At 69.2% G+C, this 17869-nt stretch carries 21 protein-coding genes; 17 read left to right on the plus strand and 4 right to left on the minus strand.

From position 1 onward, the window contains the following. From VM681_07290 to VM681_07370, 17 genes are all read left to right on the plus strand, one after another. Positions 1-1037: aspartate kinase (locus VM681_07290; GenBank protein HVL87787.1), on the plus strand; the 1037-nt coding region annotated here is incomplete at its 5' end. Beyond that, on the plus strand, positions 1034-2071 hold the full coding sequence (asd, locus tag VM681_07295; GenBank protein ID HVL87788.1) for an aspartate-semialdehyde dehydrogenase: 1038 nt from the start codon (positions 1034-1036) through the stop codon (positions 2069-2071). The genes VM681_07290 and asd, both read left to right, overlap by 4 nt. A gap of 59 nt (positions 2072-2130) precedes the next feature. Beyond that, entirely contained in the window at positions 2131-2496 is a 366-nt protein-coding gene (locus VM681_07300; protein HVL87789.1) for a hypothetical protein, read from the plus strand. Between the two features lie 86 nt (positions 2497-2582). Continuing rightward, complete coding sequence (locus VM681_07305) at positions 2583-3167, plus strand: hypothetical protein (protein HVL87790.1); 585 nt, start codon at positions 2583-2585, stop codon at positions 3165-3167. A 52-nt stretch (positions 3168-3219) separates the two neighbouring features. Continuing rightward, a complete protein-coding gene (locus VM681_07310) occupies positions 3220-4494 on the plus strand; it encodes a 2Fe-2S iron-sulfur cluster-binding protein (GenBank protein HVL87791.1) in 1275 nt (424 codons plus the stop codon). Next, a complete protein-coding gene (locus VM681_07315) occupies positions 4457-4771 on the plus strand; it encodes a (2Fe-2S)-binding protein (GenBank protein HVL87792.1) in 315 nt (104 codons plus the stop codon). Before VM681_07310 ends, VM681_07315 begins: the two co-directional genes overlap by 38 nt. After that, positions 4768-5910, plus strand: coding sequence for an FAD-binding oxidoreductase (locus VM681_07320; GenBank protein ID HVL87793.1), 1143 nt, complete (start codon positions 4768-4770; stop codon positions 5908-5910). Before VM681_07315 ends, VM681_07320 begins: the two co-directional genes overlap by 4 nt. Before the next feature lie 81 nt (positions 5911-5991). Beyond that, a complete protein-coding gene (locus VM681_07325) occupies positions 5992-6366 on the plus strand; it encodes an ArsR family transcriptional regulator (GenBank protein ID HVL87794.1) in 375 nt (124 codons plus the stop codon). 78 nt (positions 6367-6444) lie between these two features. After that, the gene (locus VM681_07330; protein ID HVL87795.1) at positions 6445-6639 is read left to right on the plus strand and encodes a 30S ribosomal protein S17e; all 195 of its coding nucleotides are present in this window, start codon (positions 6445-6447) and stop codon (positions 6637-6639) included. 54 nt (positions 6640-6693) lie between these two features. Next, on the plus strand, positions 6694-7407 hold the full coding sequence (locus VM681_07335; GenBank protein ID HVL87796.1) for a 3,4-dihydroxy-2-butanone-4-phosphate synthase: 714 nt from the start codon (positions 6694-6696) through the stop codon (positions 7405-7407). 8 nt (positions 7408-7415) lie between these two features. Beyond that, positions 7416-7925, plus strand: a complete 510-nt coding sequence (locus tag VM681_07340; protein HVL87797.1) for an adenylyltransferase/cytidyltransferase family protein — start codon at positions 7416-7418, stop codon at positions 7923-7925. Between the two features lie 56 nt (positions 7926-7981). Next, a complete protein-coding gene (gene ribC, locus VM681_07345; GenBank protein HVL87798.1) occupies positions 7982-8473 on the plus strand; it encodes a riboflavin synthase in 492 nt (163 codons plus the stop codon). Next, on the plus strand, positions 8460-8942 hold the full coding sequence (gene ribH, locus VM681_07350) for a 6,7-dimethyl-8-ribityllumazine synthase (GenBank protein ID HVL87799.1): 483 nt from the start codon (positions 8460-8462) through the stop codon (positions 8940-8942). The genes ribC and ribH overlap by 14 nt, the downstream gene beginning before the upstream one ends. A 36-nt stretch (positions 8943-8978) precedes the next feature. Then, a complete protein-coding gene (locus VM681_07355) occupies positions 8979-9590 on the plus strand; it encodes a hypothetical protein (GenBank protein HVL87800.1) in 612 nt (203 codons plus the stop codon). Between the two features lie 40 nt (positions 9591-9630). Then, a complete protein-coding gene (locus VM681_07360) occupies positions 9631-10800 on the plus strand; it encodes a pyridoxal phosphate-dependent aminotransferase (GenBank protein HVL87801.1) in 1170 nt (389 codons plus the stop codon). A gap of 71 nt (positions 10801-10871) precedes the next feature. Further along, positions 10872-11420: a hypothetical protein gene (locus VM681_07365; GenBank protein HVL87802.1), complete on the plus strand. Its 549-nt coding sequence runs from the start codon at positions 10872-10874 to the stop codon at positions 11418-11420. After that, positions 11420-12394, plus strand: coding sequence for a deoxyhypusine synthase (locus VM681_07370; protein HVL87803.1), 975 nt, complete (start codon positions 11420-11422; stop codon positions 12392-12394). Before VM681_07365 ends, VM681_07370 begins: the two co-directional genes overlap by 1 nt. Here the strand turns inward: VM681_07370 and VM681_07375 are convergent. The 4 genes from VM681_07375 to VM681_07390 all read right to left on the minus strand — a co-directional run bounded on the left by VM681_07375 (position 12391) and on the right by VM681_07390 (position 17824). Then, positions 12391-13332 (minus strand): PKD domain-containing protein, encoded by a 942-nt coding sequence (locus VM681_07375; GenBank protein HVL87804.1) that lies wholly within the window; start codon positions 13330-13332, stop codon positions 12391-12393. The two genes, VM681_07370 and VM681_07375, sit on opposite strands and share 4 nt — an antisense overlap. 4 nt (positions 13333-13336) lie before the next feature. After that, positions 13337-14671 carry a hypothetical protein gene (locus tag VM681_07380; protein ID HVL87805.1) on the minus strand — a complete coding sequence of 445 codons (1335 nt, stop codon included), beginning with the start codon at positions 14669-14671 and terminating at the stop codon, positions 13337-13339. Further along, positions 14668-16179 carry a hypothetical protein gene (locus tag VM681_07385; protein ID HVL87806.1) on the minus strand — a complete coding sequence of 504 codons (1512 nt, stop codon included), beginning with the start codon at positions 16177-16179 and terminating at the stop codon, positions 14668-14670. Before VM681_07385 ends, VM681_07380 begins: the two co-directional genes overlap by 4 nt. Positions 16180-16288: 109 nt before the next feature. Then, positions 16289-17824: a hypothetical protein gene (locus VM681_07390; GenBank protein HVL87807.1), complete on the minus strand. Its 1536-nt coding sequence runs from the start codon at positions 17822-17824 to the stop codon at positions 16289-16291. Positions 17825-17869 lie beyond the last annotated feature (45 nt).

A 17869-nucleotide genomic window follows, 5' to 3' on the forward strand; every position in this document is an offset into this window, starting at 1 on the left:
GCGACCTTGCCGCCTCCTTCGGCGAGCGGCTCTCGGTGCGGCTCCTGGCCGCCGCGTGCCGCGAGGCGGGCGTGCGCGCCGCGCCCTTGGACGCCGAGGCCGCCGGCGTCCTCACCGACGGCGTCTTCGGCGGCGCCACGCCGGACCTTGCCGCCACCGAGAAGCGCTTTGCCACCGAGATCGCGCCGCGCGTCGAAACCGGCGACGTTCCCATCCTCACGGGCTACTACGGCGTGGACGCGCAGGGGCACGTGACGACCTTTGGCCGCGGCGGCAGCGACTACAGCGCGGCGATCGCCGCCTACGCTCTCCCCGCCCGCCGGCTGGAGGTCTGGAAGGACGTGGACGGCTACCTCACGGCCGACCCGCGCATCTGCCCCGACGCCCGCCCCATCGTCGAGATGAGCTACGACGAGGCGGCCGAGCTCTCGTACCTGGGCGGCGAGATCCTCCATCCGCGCACGGTCGAACCGGTCGCGCGCAAGGGCATCCCCATCGTCGTCAAGAACACGAACCGCCCCGAGCCCGACGGCACGATCATCGAAGCCCCGCGACCCGAGCACAGCCGCGAGTTCCGCGGCGTCGCCGTGAAGGACGGGCTTGCGATCCTCAAGCTCTCGGGTCCCGGCATGGCCTACACGCCGGGCATCGGCCGGCGCGTCTTCACGGCGCTGGGCGACGCCGGCGTGAACGTCTACAACATGGCGGCAAGCCAGGCGAGCTTTGCCCTCCTCGTGAACGGCGCGGATCTCGAAACGGGCCTTGCGGCGCTGGCGGGCGTGGACGGCGTCGTCCGCGGCGTCGAGACCATCCGCGACCGGACGCTCGTGTGCTTCGTCGGGCAGGCGATCGGCTCGACGCCCGGCGTGGCCGGCAAGATTTTCAGCACCGTGGGACGTGCGGGCGTGAACGTGGAGATGATCATGGTCGGAGCAAGCGACATGGCGCTCAACTTCGTCGTGCCCACCACGCAGCGCACGCAGGCCGTCCGCGCGCTGCACGCCGAGTTCCTCGCCGGGGAGGCCAAGCGCGCATGACCAAGACGCGGAAGGTCGCGATCCTGGGCGCCACGGGCGCCGTCGGGCAGCGCTTCCTGAGCCTCCTTGACGGCCACCCCACCTTCCGCGTGGCCGAGCTTGTCGCAAGCGACCGCAGCGCCGGAAAGCGCTACGCGGACGCGTGCCGGTGGGTGCTCAACGAGGAGATGCCGCGCGAGGCCGCCGACCTTCCCGTGCGCCAGGCGACGGACGACCTCGACGCCGACGTCGTCTTCAGCGCGCTTCCGTCCGGCACGGCCGGGCCCTTGGAATCGGAGCTTGCAAAGCGCGGCTACGCCGTCTTCAGCAACGCGAAGGACCACCGCATGGACCCCGACGTCCCGCTCCTCATCCCCGAGGTGAACCCCGACCACCTCGCGCTCGTCGAAACGCAGCCCACCGACGGATTCATCGTCACCGACCCCAACTGCTCGGCCTGCGTTCTCACGATGACGCTTGCGCCCCTTGCGCCGTTGGGCCTTCGCTCGCTTGTCGTCACGACCTTCCAAGCGCTCTCGGGCGCCGGCTACCCCGGCGTGCCCAGCCTCGACAGCGTCGCCAACGTCGTTCCCTTCATCGGCAACGAGGAGCCCAAGATCGAATCCGAGCCCCAGCGCATGCTCGGCAAGCTCGGCCCCGACGGCCGCGTCGTTGCCGCCGACCTTGCGATCAGCGCCACGGCCACGCGCGTCCCCGTCGAGGAAGGCCACAGCATGGCCGTGAACCTCAAGCTCGACCGGCGCGTCGACGCCTCCGAGATCGTCGCCGCGTGGAACGGCTACCGCTCGCGACCGCAGGAGCTCTCGCTTCCGCTCGCTCCCCGCCAGCCCGTCGTCTACCGCACGGAGGAGAACCGGCCGCAGCCCCGGAAGGACTGGCCGCGCGAGCGCGGCATGGCCGTCTCCGTGGGCCGATTGCGGCCCGACCCCATCCTCGGGTGGAAGTACTTTGCAAGCGGAAGCAACACCGTCCGCGGCGCCGCCGGCGGCAGCATCCTCAACGCCGAGCTTGCAATCGCCGAGGGATACCTCTGACCGTCCCCCGATCCACGTTCGCGGCCGCCGCTCTTCTCGTCGCCGGCGCCTTCGTCGCCGTGGGCGCCTACGGCGGCGCGACGTACGACCTCCAGCACGGGACGGCCGACTACCTCTCGCTTCGCCCGTCCACCTTGGACCTGCTGCCGCAATCCGCCCGCGCCAGCGTGCGCGCCAACGAGTCCGTGGCGCTCCACGTGGAGGGGCCAAGCGAAACCCTTCGGGCCGACGGGCCGCGCGCCAACCTCACGTTCGAAGCGCGGCCGGGCGAGCTCTGGCGCGTGCGGGCCCACGCGCCGGCGACGGTGAAGGGCACGATTACGATCACGTGGTTTGCGCCCGGCTATCTCGTCGTGGGAGGCCTGCTCGCCGCCGCGGGCAGCGCGGTGCTCGTCGTCGCCCGGCGCCGCGCCGGCTCGCCGTAGGCACGCGTATACGTACGTATACATGCGTATACATGGTGCGCGGGCGAACGACAAACGTTCATTCGACGAGCCGGCGATGGCAGCTCATGCCTCGCAAGGCGGCCGCCGCGCCGCGCGCGAAAGCCAAGGCCCCGGCCAAGAAGCCGGCGAAGGCCCAAGCCAAGGCCACGAAGGCATCCAAGGAGCCAAAGGCGGCCAACGCCGCAAAGACGCGAGGGAAGTCCGCCGCAAAGGCGAGGCCCGAGCCGGCCGATGGGCCCGACGAGTCCTCGCGCAAGGAGCGCGTCGTCTTTCCGCACGACGTGTACGGCCCCAACAAGGACGACATCAAGGCGCCCATCAAGGAGATGGGCCTCAAGTGGCAGTTCCTCGGCGAGGGCCGCGGTCGCTGGACGGGGCCAGGCGTCACGGTATTCCTCCAGACGACGGAGCACGGGCAGGACATGACCGTTTCGGGCGACGCGGCGAAGGTCCAGCGCGTGCTCGACGCGTGGAAGCCGTATCGCGCCGCCACGCGCGAGGCGGAGAAGGAGGTGCTCGGGGCCGAGGAGGACGTGGCGCGCACCATCTGGCGCATCGATCGCCCCGTGCAGCAGCCCGGAGAGCCCGCTTCGTTCTACGCGCGCCGGCTTGCGGAGTGGAAGGCCAAGGAGCCCGGGAGGGCGTCGTGACGCTGCCTTCCTTTTATGTACCCCTCGCCCGTTCCGTCGCTCGTTCCCGCTCATGTCGTGGATCACGCACAACGGCCGGCGCGTTCCCGCGAAGCCCGACGACACGGTCGCGTCGGCGCTGTACCGCGCCGGCGTGCGCGTCTTCTCGCGAAGCGTGAAGCTCCACCGCCCGCGCGGGCTCTACTGCGGCGTGGGCAAGTGCGGACAGTGCATGATGCGCATCGGCGGCGCGCCGTCGGTGCGCGCGTGCATGACGCCCGTGCGCGAGGGGCTCTCCGTCGAGGACCAGAACTGCTGGCCGTCGGCGCGATGGGACGTCTACGGTCTCCTGCGCTTCACGCCGCGCAGCTTCGATCCCCAGCGCGCGGGCATCGGGTTGCCGCAGGCGCGCCCGCTGTTTCACGCGATCGTGCGCCGCATGGCCGGGTGGGGCACGGTGCCCGATCCCATCGAGCCGCAGCAGGTGGGCGCCGTCGAGCGGCGCGACGTCGATCTTCTGGTCGTGGGCTCCGGGCCCTCTGGCCTGTCGGCGGCCATCTCCGCCGCGCAGGCGGGCGCGCGCGTGCTCGTGCTGGAGGAAAACCCGCGGTTGGGCGGTCGGCTCGCCCGCGAGCGGGGCGACCTCGCCGCGCGCCTCCTCGCGCGCGCTCGCTCGCTGGGCGTCGAGCTCCACGCCCGGGCGACGGTCGCCGGCATCTATCCGGAAGGCGACGTCGCGGCGGTGTTCCCCGACCGCCTCGTGCGCCTGCGGCCGCGGCGCATCGTGCTTGCGACGGGCGCGCCGGAGGCGGGCGATCGTTTCCCGAACAACGACCTTCCCGGCGTCATGTCCCTTTCATGCGCGCTCGAGCTCGCCTCGCGCGACGTCGCGCCCGGACGGCGGATCGTCGTCGTGGGCGACGACGAGCGCGGCGTCACGCTCAAGGTCCTGCTCGACGGGCGCGCGAAGGTCACGCTCCTTCCGGAGGCCCGCGTTCTTCGGGCGCGCGGCTTCTCGCGGCTGCGCTCGATCGTCGTGTCCGACGGCGGGCGAAAGCGTCGCGTGCGCGCGGACGTGCTCTGCGTGGCCGCCACGCGTCGGCCGGCGATCGAGCTTGCGCAACAAGCGGGCGCCTCGCTTGTGGAGCGGCACGGTGCGCTTGTTCCCGCAACGGACGCGGACGGCCGGTGCGCGCCCGGCGTCTTTGCGTGCGGCGACCTCGTGGCGCCCGGGGGGATCGAGGCGGCCATGGTCTCGGGCGAGCGCGTGGGCGCGGCCGCGGCGCGGTCCGGATCGCAGTTGAGCGCGGATCCGCCGCTTCGCACGGGGGTGGCCGCGCACGTCTAGGACCTTCGTCTGCCCTTGCGAGGACATCACGGAGGAGGAGATCCGCGACGCGGTCGCGCGTGGCTTTGTCACCGTCGAGGAGGTCAAGCGGCAAAACGGCGTCGCGACGGGCCCCTGCCAGGGCAAGTTCTGCATGCTTCCGCTTCAGCGCATCCTCTGCGAAGCCACCGGGCGCTCGCTGTCGGACGTCGGCACGATCACCCACCGTCCGCCCGTGAACCCGATCCCGCTGGGCCTTCTGGCCGGCGAGCGGTGGAAGCGGGAGGACACCGCGTGAAGCGCAAGGCTTCCGTCGTCGTCGTGGGCGCCGGCGTGGTCGGGCTCGCGACGGCCCACAATCTCGCGAAGGCCGGTCTTCGCGACGTGGTCGTGCTGGAGCGCGGTTACGTCCTTGCGGGTGCAAGCGGGCGGAACGGCGGCGGCGTGCGTGCGCAGTGGACGACCGAGGAGAACCTGCGTCTCGCGCGCGACTCGATCGCCATGTTCCGCACGCTCCCCGAGGAGCTTGGCATCAACATCTGGTTCCGGCAAGGTGGATACCTGTTCCTGGCGTTCGACGATGGCCACGTGCACGAATTGACGAAGGCGGTCGCCTTCCAGAATGCGCACGGCATCGCAAGCCGGATCGTCGGGCCCGAAGAGGCGATCGAGATGGCGCCTGGGCTCAACGCGCGGGGCGTGCTGGCGGCGAGCTACTGTCCCACCGACGGAGTCCTCTTCCCATGGCCGGTGGTGCTCGGATATTTGGAGCAATGCAAGCGGCGTGGCGTCGAGGTCCACACGGGCACGACCGTGACCGGCTTCGAGTCGTCGGGCGATCGGATCCGCCGGGTGGTGACCGACAAGGGGACGATCGAGGCCGACTGGGTCGTGAACTGCGCCGGCGCGCACAGCCGCGACGTGGCCGCGCTGGCCGGGGCAAGCCTGCCGAATGTCCCCGTCCGGCACGAGATCCTCTCCACGGAGCCCCTGAAGCCTTTCCTCGAGCCCATGCTCGTGGACATGCGCAACGGGCTCTACGCGAGCCAGGTCATGCGCGGGGAGGTCGTGACTGGGATCGGCATGCCAAACGAGCCCCCCGGCCACAACGAGCGGTCGAGCCTCGACTTCCTGCAAAGCATCGGAGCCGCGCTCGTGGACCTGCTTCCCGATCTTCGACGGGTCAAGGTCGTCCGGCAATGGGCCGGCATGTACGATATCACGCCCGACCGTGTGCCCATCCTGGGTCCCGCGCGGTTCCACAACTTCGTCCAGGCGAACGGGTTCTCCGGCCACGGGTTCATGATCTCGCCGATGGTCGCGCGCATCGTGGCCGACATGATCCTCGGGAAGCCCCCGATCGTGCCCCTCTCCCCCTTTTCCCCCGACCGGTTCGCCTCCGGCAAGGCGCGCGAGGAAGCGTTCGTCATCGGCTGAGCATCTCCACACGAAAAAATTCGCGCAGTTCCACAAGCTTTAATTATCGTTGCCGGGGTATACAATCTCGGTGCGTTTCTGTTGAAGCGGAGGGATGCCCCGGTTCTCGACGACTCTGATCTTGAGCTCGTCGATCTTCTGGCCCACCTTGGCCTTGACCACAAGATCGCCAAGGTCATCACGTTCCTGTCGCAAGTCGACGAGGGCAAGAGCACGGACATCGAGCGCGGATGCCGTCTGCGGCAACCCGAGGTAAGCGTCGCGACGAAGCTCCTCCGGGAGCGCGGGTGGATCGCGACCGAGGAGCGCAAGAAGGGCGGCAAAGGGCGCCCCGTACACTACTATCGCCTGGCCATCCCCTTCCCGAAGGTGATCGACCTCATCGAGCGGGACAAGCGCAAGCAGATCGAGCACGAGCTCTCGAAGATCCAGCAGCTCAAGCAGCTCGTCTCGTAGGCTCCGGGGTCTCCAGCCGCCCCCGCCGTCAACTTCAAATAGTCGGTCCTCTTTCCCGCGCTATCTTCAGGTGACGCAATGGGCAACATCCGCCCGACGTACATCAAGCGCATCGCCGCCGAGCTCCTCCAGAAGTTCCCCGAGCATTTCGGCAACGACTTCGAGGCCAACAAGAAGCAGGTCTCCGAGCTTACGGACCTCGAGAGCAAGAGCATGCGCAACCGCGTCGCCGGCTACGTGACGCGCAAGAAGACCCGCGCGAAGGTCCTCTAGCAGGGTCCCCGTATCGACCCAAGACTTATCCCCTCCCCGGCGTTGTTTTTCGCCATGGCCCTCTCCTTGCGCCGCGGCCCCTGGGCGGCGGTGTCGGTCGCCGGACGCCTCCTTGCGCAAGGAAAGCCCATCCTCCTGTACGACGACGACAAGCGCGAGCGCGAGGTCGACCTGTTCTTCGACGCGCGCTTGGCCACGCCCGCCACCCTCCGCGCGCTGCGGCAGGACGCAGGCGGTCTCGTCTTCCTCGCGGTTCCGCACGAGATCGCGGCCGCCTTTGGCCTCCCGTTCCTCCACGACCTCCTGCAGGAAGCCGCGCCCCGCCACCCGCTCCTGGCGAGGCTTTCGGCCGGAGGTCCTCCCTACGACGCGCGGTCGAGCTTCAGCCTCACGCTCAACCACCGCGAGACTTACACCGGCATCACGGACGCCGACCGCGCACGCACGGTCTCGCGCTTCGCCGTGCTTGCGCGCCTCGCCGAGGGCCTGCCCGATCCCGCGCACGCGCTTGCGTCGGAGTTCCGTTCGCCCGGCCACGTGCACGTCTGCGTCGCCGCCCGCGGGCTGCTCGCCGAGCGCCGAGGGCACACCGAGCTCGCCGTCGCGCTTGCGATGGCCGCGGGCGTCGGGCCGGTGCTCGTGGGCGCCGAGATGCTCTCGGAGGACGGAGGCGCGCGCACGGTCGCGGACGCGGCGGAATGGGCGCGGCGGAACGGGACGGTCCTCCTTCGCGGACGCGAGGTCGAGGCGGCGCTTGCGCCGCCGTAGGTGATCCCATGGCGGAAGCCCGCAAGCGGCGCGTGATGGCCGTGGGCGTCTTCGACCTTGTTCACCTGGGGCACGTCCACTACCTGCAGGAGGCTCGCGCGATGGGCGACGAGCTCGTGGTGGTCGTAGCCACCGACGAGATGGTGCGCAAACGCAAGCACGTGCCGATCTTTCCGCAGGAGATGCGCGTCGAGATGGTCGCCGCGCTCAAGCCCGTGGACCTTGCCATCGTGGGCGACCCGCGCGACCAGTTGGCAAGCGTGGAGCGCCTGCGTCCCGACGTCATCGCGCTCGGGTACGACGACTACCACAAGGTGGAAGAGCTGCGAAAGGCGCTCGCCTCGCGCGGCCTGCATCCGGAAATCCGTCGCGTGACGAAGTTCGACCACGACCTCGACGGCACGCGCAAGATCATCCGTCGCATCTTCGACTCGGGGCTCTTCACGCCGTCCACGGAAAAGGCCCTCGAAAAGCCCTTCGACCCGGGCGCTCCGCCGGCCGGAGGTGTCCGGCCGTGACGGGACGACCGCGCCCCCGACGCCTGCGCCGCGGGCCCGTGCTTGCCGCCCGCAAGGTGGCCGATCCGCCGCGTCGCGCCGTCCGCGTCGGCCGCGTGGGCGTCGCGGACACGACCTTCGCGCGCGTGGACATGGCCGGCGCCGCCATCGACGCGCTCTCCAAGAGCGGGTATCCCGTCGTCGTCGAGCGTTACACGGTCCCGGGAATGAAGGACCTTGCCCTCGCTTGCCAGATCCTTCTCCAAAAGCGGGACTGCGACCTCGCCCTGGCGCTCGGGTGGGTGGGCGGCCACGACATCGACGAGACCTGCGCCCACGAGGCAAACCTCGCGCTCCAATGGGCCGAGCTTGCCTGCGGCAAGCACATCCTCAAGGTCTTCGTGCACGAGCGCGAGACGGGCGATCCCTCGGAGCTTGCCAGGATCGCCCTCGACCGCGCGCGCGAGCACGCCTTGAACGCGGCTTGGCTCCTCTTCGACCCCGAGCGGCTCACGAAGCTCGCCGGCACGGGGCAGCGCCAAGGAGGTCCAGACGTTGGGCCGCTCTGACGCGCTTGCGGCGCCCGGCTCACCTTCGGCGCCCCGCGTCGACGGGCGCCGGATCGGCTTTGTCGTGGCGGATTTCCACGCCGAAATCGCCGACGCCATGCTCCACGTCGCCAAAGCGCGAGCGGCGCAGCTCGGGGCCGTCCCGGGACCGGAGCTTCGCGTCGGCGGAAGCTACGACCTTCCGCTCGCCGCGGCCCGGCTCCTGCGCCGGCCCGACGTGGACGCCGTCGTGGCCATCGGGGCCATCGTCCAAGGCGAAACGGCCCACGACGAGGTCATCGCGCACGCGGCCGCGACCGCGCTGCAGACGGTCGCGCTTTCGCTCGACAAGCCCGTGGGGCTTGCGGTCACCGGCCCGAGGATGACGATGGACCAGGCCAAGGCGCGCATCGATGCGGGGGCGCGCGCGGTGGACGCCGTCGCGCGGCTTCTACAACCCGACGCGCGGCTGGACCGGAAACCAGGGTAGAACGCTTAAGTCCCCGTCCGCCCGCTGAAGCCGCGGATGCACCCCGCGGGCCCTTCCGTCCACGTCCTGGACATCGAGTCCTTGCGCCTCTCGCACGAGATGACAAACGGATGGGACGACAAGCACCGGTTCGGCGTGGCCGTCTGCGCCATCCTGGACGTTCCAACGTCGGCCTGGCACGTCTTCTCGGAGAAGCCCGTGGCCGGATGCGAGGACCTGCGCAGCCTCTTCGAATTCGTCGAGCGCTGCCGGGCGCTTGGCTGCACCCTCATCGGGCACAACATCGTGAACTTCGATTGGACCGTGCTCGCCGGCGAGTTCGAGGCGCGCGGGTACGTTCCCGACTGGCGCTCCTACGGTCCCGGCCGCATGCGCCTCGTGGACACGCTCCTCTCGCTGTACCAGTTCCTCGGCTACCGTCCCAGCTTGGAGCAACTCGCCCAGCACAACCTCGGAGAGTCGAAGGCGATGATGAGCCACGACGCGCCCACCCGCTGGCGCGAAGGCCGCCTCGAAGAGGTCGTGAACTACTGCAAGGACGACGTCGAGAAGACGTACAAGATCTGGAAGATCGGGCGCGAGAAGGGCCGCGTCGTCGTGGAGAAGCGCTGGCCCGAGGGCGAGCGCGCCGTCGAGGTCGAGTGGTGAGGCCCCAAGCCCTTAAGTCGGAAGCCCCCGTTTGCCCACCATGCGCTCCTTCCACGCGCGCCGGCTCGCCGACGTGGAGCCAAGCGGCACCGTGAAGCTGCAGGACGTGATCGCGCGCCTGAAGAGCCAGGGGCGCGAGATCGTTTCCCTGTCGGTCGGGGAGCCCGACTTTGCCACGCCCAAGCACGTCCGGGAGGCTGCCAAGAAGGCGCTCGACGAGGGCCACACGCACTACACGTCGAGCTTTGGCATCCCCACGCTGCGCGAGGCCGTGGCCGACAAGCACCGCAAGGAGAACGGCATCCCCGCCGAGCCCAAGCACGTGCTCGTGACCCCGGCCAAGCAGGCCGTCTTCATGGCGATGCTCGCCACGCTCGACGAGGGGGACGAGGTCCTCCTGCCGGACCCGGCGTGGGTGAGCTACGAGCCCATCGCGCGCATGTGCGGCGCGCGACCGGTCCCGGTTCCCGTGTCCGCCCACCGGGACTACCGCATGCTGCCCGAGGACGTCGCGCGGGCCGTCACGCCAAAGACGAAGATGATCGTGCTCAACAGCCCAAGCAACCCCACGGGCGGCGTGGCAACGGACCACGACGTGAAGGGCCTTGCCGATCTTGCCGTCGACAAGGATCTTCTCGTCCTCTCGGACGAGCTCTACGAGAAGATCCTGTACGAGGGCCGCCACGTGAGCCCCGCCTCGCTTCCGGGCATGTTCGAGCGGACGATCACCGTAAACGGTCTCTCGAAGTCGTTTGCCATGACCGGCTGGCGCCTGGGCTGGGCCGTCGCCCCCGAGCCGCTGCTGGCTGAGATGAGCAAGATCCAGCAGCACTCGATCACGCACTGCGCGACCTTTGCCCAACACGCCGCGGTGGCCGCGCTCCGCGGAAGCCAGCGGTTCGTGGAGGAGATGCGCACCGAATTCTTGGCCCGACGCGACCTCGTCGTGAACGCGCTCAACGCCACGCCCGGGTTCAACTGCGTGCGGCCCAAGGGCGCCTTCTACGTCTTCCCCTCCTACTCGTTTGGGATCCCAAGCGAGGACCTCGCGCTGTTCCTTCTGGAGAACGCGGGGGTCGCCGTGACCCCCGGATCGGCCTTCGGTGCAAACGGCGAGGGCCACCTGCGCATCAGCTACGCCAACAGCCGGGAGAACCTCCAGAAGGGGCTTGCCGCCATCGCGGAGGCCGTGCCGAAGCTTGCTTCCTAGGCTCGAATTTTTTCCGCCCGGGCGCCCGTTCCGGCGGAATCTTCAATTGGAGGCCGTCCCATCCTTGCGGGATGATCCTCCTTCCGGCCCGCGCCTGGCGTTCGCTGGCGGCCGCCTTGGACCTTCGCGTCTCCGACGAGGTGCCCCCCGACGCGTGGCGGCAGCTGCCCGAGCTGTCGGGCAAGCGCGACCGCTTCGCAGTCGTCGCCCGGGTCGTTCGCGAGGAGCGGTCCCCCGATGGCGCCTGCACGCAGATCGCGCTTCGACTCACGGACGTCGACGCGGGCTTCTCGTTCCGCCTCGAGCTTGTCGAGCCCGACGCCGTCCCCGACGACGTCCGGACCGGCCGGGACTCGCGCGACCACGACGGCGCCTTCGAACGCGCGTTTGCGCTCACCGGGCCCGACGCCTCCGCCGCCCGGCGGGCCTTCGTGCCCACCCTTCGCACGCGCACGCTTGCGCTTCCGCCCTTTGAGCACGTCGCCGTCTCCTCGCGGACGCTCACGCTCACGCGGGCCGGCTTCTTCGCCGATCCGGCGGGCACGCACGACTCCCTCCTCGTGCTTCGCCAGCTCGCCCACGCCGTCGACGCAAAGACGCTCGCGGTGGAGGACCGCTAGTGCCGGATCGCGGCGACCTGCCTCCGCCCGTGGAGGATCTCGCCGTGCGCGAGGGCGTCTCCGCGGCCGAGCTCGTGGAGGCGCTTGGCCGAGCCGGCGGGTTCACGGCCAAGAAGGTCGCGCAGGCGGCGCAGACGTTCGTCGACATGCGGCGCTCGGGCATGACCGTGATCCTGTCGTTCCCGGCGGCCCTCGTGGCGACCGGAGCGCGCGGCGTGATCCGCGACATGGTTCGCCGGCGCGCCGTGGACGCCCTCGTCACGACCTGCGGCACGCTCGACCACGACCTCGCGCGGCTGTGGAAGACCTACCATCGCGGCGAGTTCGAGATGGACGACGTCGACCTCGCCCGTCGAGGCATCCACCGCCTGGGCTCGGTGCTCGTGCCGGAGGAGAGCTACGGCGCCGTGCTCGAAGAGAAGCTCCAACCGATCCTCGCGGACCTTCACGCGCGCAAAGCCGTCTGGGGTCCGCGCGAGCTCGTGCACGCGATCGCCGGCCGCCTGGCCGGGGAGCCGCGCCGGGAGGAATCGATCCTCTGGTGGTGCCACGAGCGCGGGGTGCCGGTCTTCGTCCCGGGCATCACGGACGGGGCGGTGGGCGCGCAGGCGTGGCTGTTCCGGGAGAAGCACCGAGACTTCGTCCTCGACGTCCTGGCGGACGAGCGCGAGCTTTCGGACCTCGTCCACCGCGCGCGCGGCAAGCTCGGGGCCCTGATGCTGGGCGGCGGCATCAGCAAGCACCACGTCATCTGGTGGGCCCAGTTTGCCCGCGGGCTCGACGCGGCCGTCTACGTGACCACGGCGCCCGAGTGGGACGGGTCGCTCTCGGGCGCGCGGTTGCGGGAGGCCATCTCGTGGGGAAAGCTCAAGGAGGGGGCCCGGCACGTTACGATCGAGGGAGACGCCACGCTCGTCCTTCCGCTGCTGTGGGCTGCCTCGGTGGGACGCCTGCCGCCAGAGCCGGTCGCCTAGCCCTGGAAACGCTCGAACTCGCGGGTCGTGACGAGGTAGACGACCTCGACGGAGAGCGAGTACGCCTGCCCGCTTGCGCCACCGGCCCCGCCCGTGAAGACGACGCGGGCGGTGTAGTCGGCTGCCACGAAGTCCTCGTGCGCGAACACGAGTTCCTTCTCCGCGCCGCCCCCGGTCGTGCGGGTGAGGCGCCATCCGGTGCTCGTCAGGAGCTCCACGTTGAGCGCGGCGCCGGGAAGGGGCTCGGAGCCCTTCACGACGATCCGGGCGTGCTTGGGAAGGACGAGCTTGCCGTCGATCTCGGGCACGACGGTGAACAGGTGATCCTCGTAGTCGACGCCACGGGTGTCACGCCCTTGCAACTGGCCGCCCGTCACGCCGTACGTGCCGGCGGTCAAGCTGCCGGAGTCCTCGACGACTTGGACCTCCTCCAGACACGTGCCGGCCTTCGTCACGTTGCCCCCGCAGCTTGGGTACACGCCCACGAGCACGGTCTGACTGTCCTTCTCACCGTGCGTGTCGGTGACCGTCAGGCGGACGGCGTAGATCTTTGCCTGCGGAATCGGCGGGTACGCGTGCGAGACGGTGGGGCCCGTGAGGACCGTGCCGTCGCCGAGGTCCCATTGGTACGTCTCGACCTTGGCGCCGCCTTCCAAGGCGGCCGAGGCGCCGCCCAGGAACGAAAGCGCCTCGCCGGGCTCGAACACGCGCCTGGAGGAATCGTCCGTGGCCGCGAAAGTCGCCTGGTAGGCGAGGACGCCCTTGCCGTCGAAGATCGTCATGCGGGCCACCGGCGGTTTGAGCGGCACGCTCTCCTCGACCGTCGGCTCCAGGATTTCCTCCTCGCCGGCGGATGCGAGCGGTTCGCCGTCTTGGCCCACGCAGCCGGCCCAGCTGCCGGCCAGGACGAGGAGCCCCAAGAGCAACGCGCGCGCCATGGGATCACCGTTGGTACGTGAGCACCGCGTGGCCGATCTGGCCCTGCAGCATGCCGTTCACCACGACGCTCATGGCGTAGCTCCCCTTGGCGAGCTTCGAATTGTCGACGAACACGAACGGATGGTGGTCGCCCGAGAAGCCGAGGCTGCCCTGTTGGTTGTCCACGCGCGCCGTGCGCACGTAATCGAACACGAGGCCCTGGCTGCTCGAGATGCGGATCTGCACGTCGCCCACGGCGGCGTTGTTGCCCTCGAGGAAGCCGACGACCCTCAGCGGATAGGACTTGTCCACGCCAAAGGCGGCGGCCGCGCCTTCCATGTAGGGGGTCTCCTGGTTCACGCCGGCAAGGTCCCAGACGATGCGGTGGCTCACGAGGCCGGGATTGGCCGGCCCGCTGAAGTCCACGACGCGCTCCTCGGCAAGACGCAGGGTGCGGACCTGGTTCTCCTCGACCGGGACGTCGGCCCGAAGCGACAGGAACCCGCCCGTCATCTCGTAGGCGTAGAACACGTACTCGCCGGGCCCGCGCGTCGGGATGAAGATCGACTCGCTGGGGATGTCCAGGTCGTTGTACTCGACGTACTGCACGAGCTCGTCGTTGGGGTCGACGATCACGAACTTCGCCTTGACGTGGTCGCTTCCGCCCACCTTGTCGCTTCGCAGGATGATGCCGGAGGCGCCCTGCGGCACCGTGAAGGCGTAGGGGTGGTAGGGCGTGAGCACGTCGCGCGCGTAGTCGACGGTGATCTCGAGGAAGAAATTCACGGGCTGCCCGGGGGCGATGAGACCCTGCGAGGCCTGCACGCCGATCTCGTGCGGCTCGCCGGCCACGCCCACGGTCGTGAAGCCCATGCGCTTCACGGGGATGTTCCAGTTCATTCCCTGGCTGTCGCCGTCGTCGTGGTCCGTGCGGAGGCCCGGAACGTTCACGAAGATGTCAAGGTCGGCGCTCTGGCCGGGGTTGCCGTACCAGTAGAGCTTGACGGAGACCTTGGCCGGCTGGCCGGGCGGGATGAGACGCGTGACGTCCGTCGTCTTGTACACGAGGTTGTAGCGCGTGCCGCCCTCGTCCTTGTTGCCCTCAAGCGCGGTGTTGGCCGCGCCGTCGATCGTGTCGTTGAACCACGTCACGACAGGGAGGAGGAGCCCCTGGCCGACGAAGCTGTAGTTGAGCGGAACGGCGCTTGCGAGCTCCTGGAACCGGCGCTCGGCCTCCTGCGTGAGCTCCTTGGGCTTGAGGGTCTGGGTCTGCTTGAGGCCGTCGTTCTGCGCGCCGCCGATGCAACCGGCAAGCAGAAGCGCGGCGGAAACGGCCAGCGCGATGGCGATCTTGGTCATGCGATCCTCCTCCGTCGAACGAGCGCCAGGACGCCAAGCGCCGCCGCCAAGGCGGCCGCCTCGAGGCCCGGTGTGGAGTTGGAATCGCCGCCGCCCCCGACCGTCACGATCTCGTCGCGGCCGGTGGGAACGAGCGACTCCGCGCCGGCGGCGGCAGCGGCGGCCTGCTCGATGCGGGAGAGCTGGTCGCTCGTGAAGGTCTGGATGCCGCTGCGGCCGATCTGGACGGTCGAGCCAACGCCCTTGCCGTCGAGGCGGAAGACGCTTGCGACCGTGGAGCAGGCGCTCCCCTGCCAGTTGCACGCGTCGACCGTGGCCGTGTAGACGCCGGGACGGAGGTTCGCGGTGTGGTAGTCCCAGATCCAGGTGACGTTCACGGGCTTGTAGTGGCCGCCGTGGGCGACGCTGTAGTCGGACAGTTGCGTGAGGCCGGAGAGGTCCTGCGGGACGCCCTGCGCGTCGGCGATCGTGAGCCGCACGCTGCCGGGATTCACGTCGTAGGAGCCCCACGGGCTGTTCATGATAGCGTGCACGAGGAGCTTGTCGTGGAGGAACTGCGGGTACACGAGCTCCACGTCAAACGCATTGCGGATCGGCAGCGTGAAGCGGGTGGGGTAGAACTCGCCGGTGTTGAGGTTCCAGTTGATCTGCGGCAGCAGGAGCTTGCCCGCGACGCCGTTGTTGATCCACCAGCGGTAGCGCATGATCCAGTCGGATTCCTTGGGGATGATCTCGACCTGCGGCTTGCCGAGGTTGATGTCGAACTGGTAGACCTCGCCGCGTCCGCCGGGGAGGTTGCTGTCGAGGCTTACCATGGTGATGGCGGGGCTTGCGCCCTGGGCGACGACCTTGACGTCGCCCGATACGACTTTGGCGTGCACCGGCGGCGCCTCCGAGGCCTGTCCTTGGTACTCGCCCATGCTGCCGATGAACAGCGTCGCGTCCACTTGCCAATCGGGGTAGGCGCCGGGGTCCCAATTCCAGCAGGGCGTGGGCATGGGGACGCCGCGCGGCGGGATCTGGTCGCAAAGCAAGAGCGTCCACGGGTGCCAGTCGGCGCTCATGTAGAAGGTGGCGGTGACGTCCTTCGAGCGGTCGAGGTAGATGTCCTTGGCCTGCCCGCGTTCGTTGTGGAACCTTGAATAGTCGCCGGCAAAGTCCCACCGCGTGTGGACCTCCACGAAACCCGCCGTCGAGTACACGTACAGGACGTTGTTGGCCCACTGCTCGCACGGCGCGCGCGCAAGCCCTGTGGGGTCGAGTCCGCAGCCGTTGCCGGGCGCGCCCGCGGAGAGATCCTCGTTGCCCCACGGGTACTGCGTGTTCCCGGGCATCGGGCCGTCGGAGCCGAAGTCGAAGATGTGCGGGTAGAACGTGACGGTGGACGTGGCCCCCGTCGCCGAGACGTCCTCCTCTTCCTCGGGGTCTTGGGCGACCGCAAGGCCGGCCCAGCCAAGGCCAAGGAACGATAGGGATAGCGTGATCGCGACGGTTGCCTTCGTGGACATGCCAGTGCCTCCAAGCCCTCGGTAGCCGGTTCGCCTCCTCGACTACCGCTCTCCAGGGCTCGGTGGGAGTGCCCTTTGCTTTTTAAATAATTTTTGGTGCCCGCAGCCGTCACCGCGAACCTTTGCGACCCAGCCGCAACGCATACAACGTCACGACGAGGGAAAGCGCGGCGACGAGCCCCTCGAAGCCTGGCGTTGCGTTGCCTTCGCCGCCGCCCTCGACGGTGACGATCTCGTCGCGGCCGGTCTGGACGAGCGACTCGGGCGCGCCGGCGGCCGCGGCAGCGGCCTGCTCGATGCGGGAGAGCTGCTCGCTCGTGAACGTCTGGATGCCGCTTCGGCCGATCTGGACGGTCGAGCCTACGCCCTTGCCGTCGAGGCGGAAGACGCTCGACACCGTCGAGCATGCGCTCCCCTGCCAGTTGCACGCGTCCACGGTCGCCGTGTACAGGCCCGGCCGCAGAGCCGCGGCCTTGTGGTCCCAGATCCATGTGACGTTGATGGGCTTGTAGTGCCCGCCGTGCGCCACGCTGTAGTCCGACAGTTGGATGGCGCCCGCGAGATCCTGCGGCACGCCCTGCGCGTCGGCGATCGTGAGCCGCACGCTGCCGGGATTCACGTCGTAGGAGCCCCACGGGCTGTTCATGATCGCGTGCACGAGGAGCTTGTCCTGCAGGAACTGCGGGTACACGAGCTCCACGTCGAACGCGTTGCGGACCGGCAGCGTGAACCGCGCGGGGTAGAACTCGCCGCTGTTCACGTTCCAGTTGACCGGCGGGTTGGGCAAGACGTAGTTTCCGGTCGGGCTTCTTGCCCACCAGCGGAACCGCATGATCCAGTCGGACTCCTTGGGAATGACCTCGACCTGCGGCTTGCCGAGGTTGATGTTGAACTCGTACACCTCGCCGCCGCCGCCCGGGACGTTCTTGTCCAGGCTCACCATGGTGATCGGCGAGGACACGCCCTGCGCCACCACCTTGACGTCGCCGGCGGCCACCTTGGCGTGGACGGGCGGAGGTTCGGACGCCTGTCCTTGGTACTCGCCCATGTTTCCAAGGAACAGTGTCGCCTCCACCTGCCATTCGGGGTAAAAGCCAGGATCCCAGTTCCAGCACGGGGCCGGCCAGGGAATCCCGCGCGGCCACGTTCCGTCGAAGTTCCGGCCGCACAGCAGCCAACCGTGGTAGTCCGCGCTCATGTAGAAGGTAGCCGTGATGTCCTTGGCGCGGTCGAGGAAGACGTCCTTCGCCTGCCCGCGCTCGTTGTGGAACTTGGAGTAGTCGAAGTTCCACTGCTCCAGGCTGTGGACCTCGACGAAGCCAGCCGTCGAATACACGTACAGCACGTTGGCCGGGAAGCGGTCGCAGCTTGCAAGGGTGCCCGTCGGATCGATGCCCAGCGCATCGTGGCAGCCGGTGGGGGCCGTAAGCCCCCGGCTCCAGTCCTCGTCGCCCCAAGGATACTGCGTGTTCCCCGGCATGGGACCGGCGTTGCCGACAAGGAAGATGTGGGGATAGAAGGTCACAAGGCGCGTCTCACCGGCGACCTCGACGTCCTCCTCGGCGTCCTCCCCGCCCTGGCTCGCGACCAGGGGCAGGGTCGACGCGAAAAGGGCCACCGCAAGCCCGAGGGAAAGGAACCGCACGCAAGCCTCCGGCACGGAGCGGGCGCGCCACGCTATAGTTTTTTT

The organism is Candidatus Thermoplasmatota archaeon (genome assembly GCA_035541015.1).
Taxonomy (GTDB): domain Archaea; phylum Thermoplasmatota; class SW-10-69-26; order JACQPN01; family JAIVGT01; genus DATLFM01.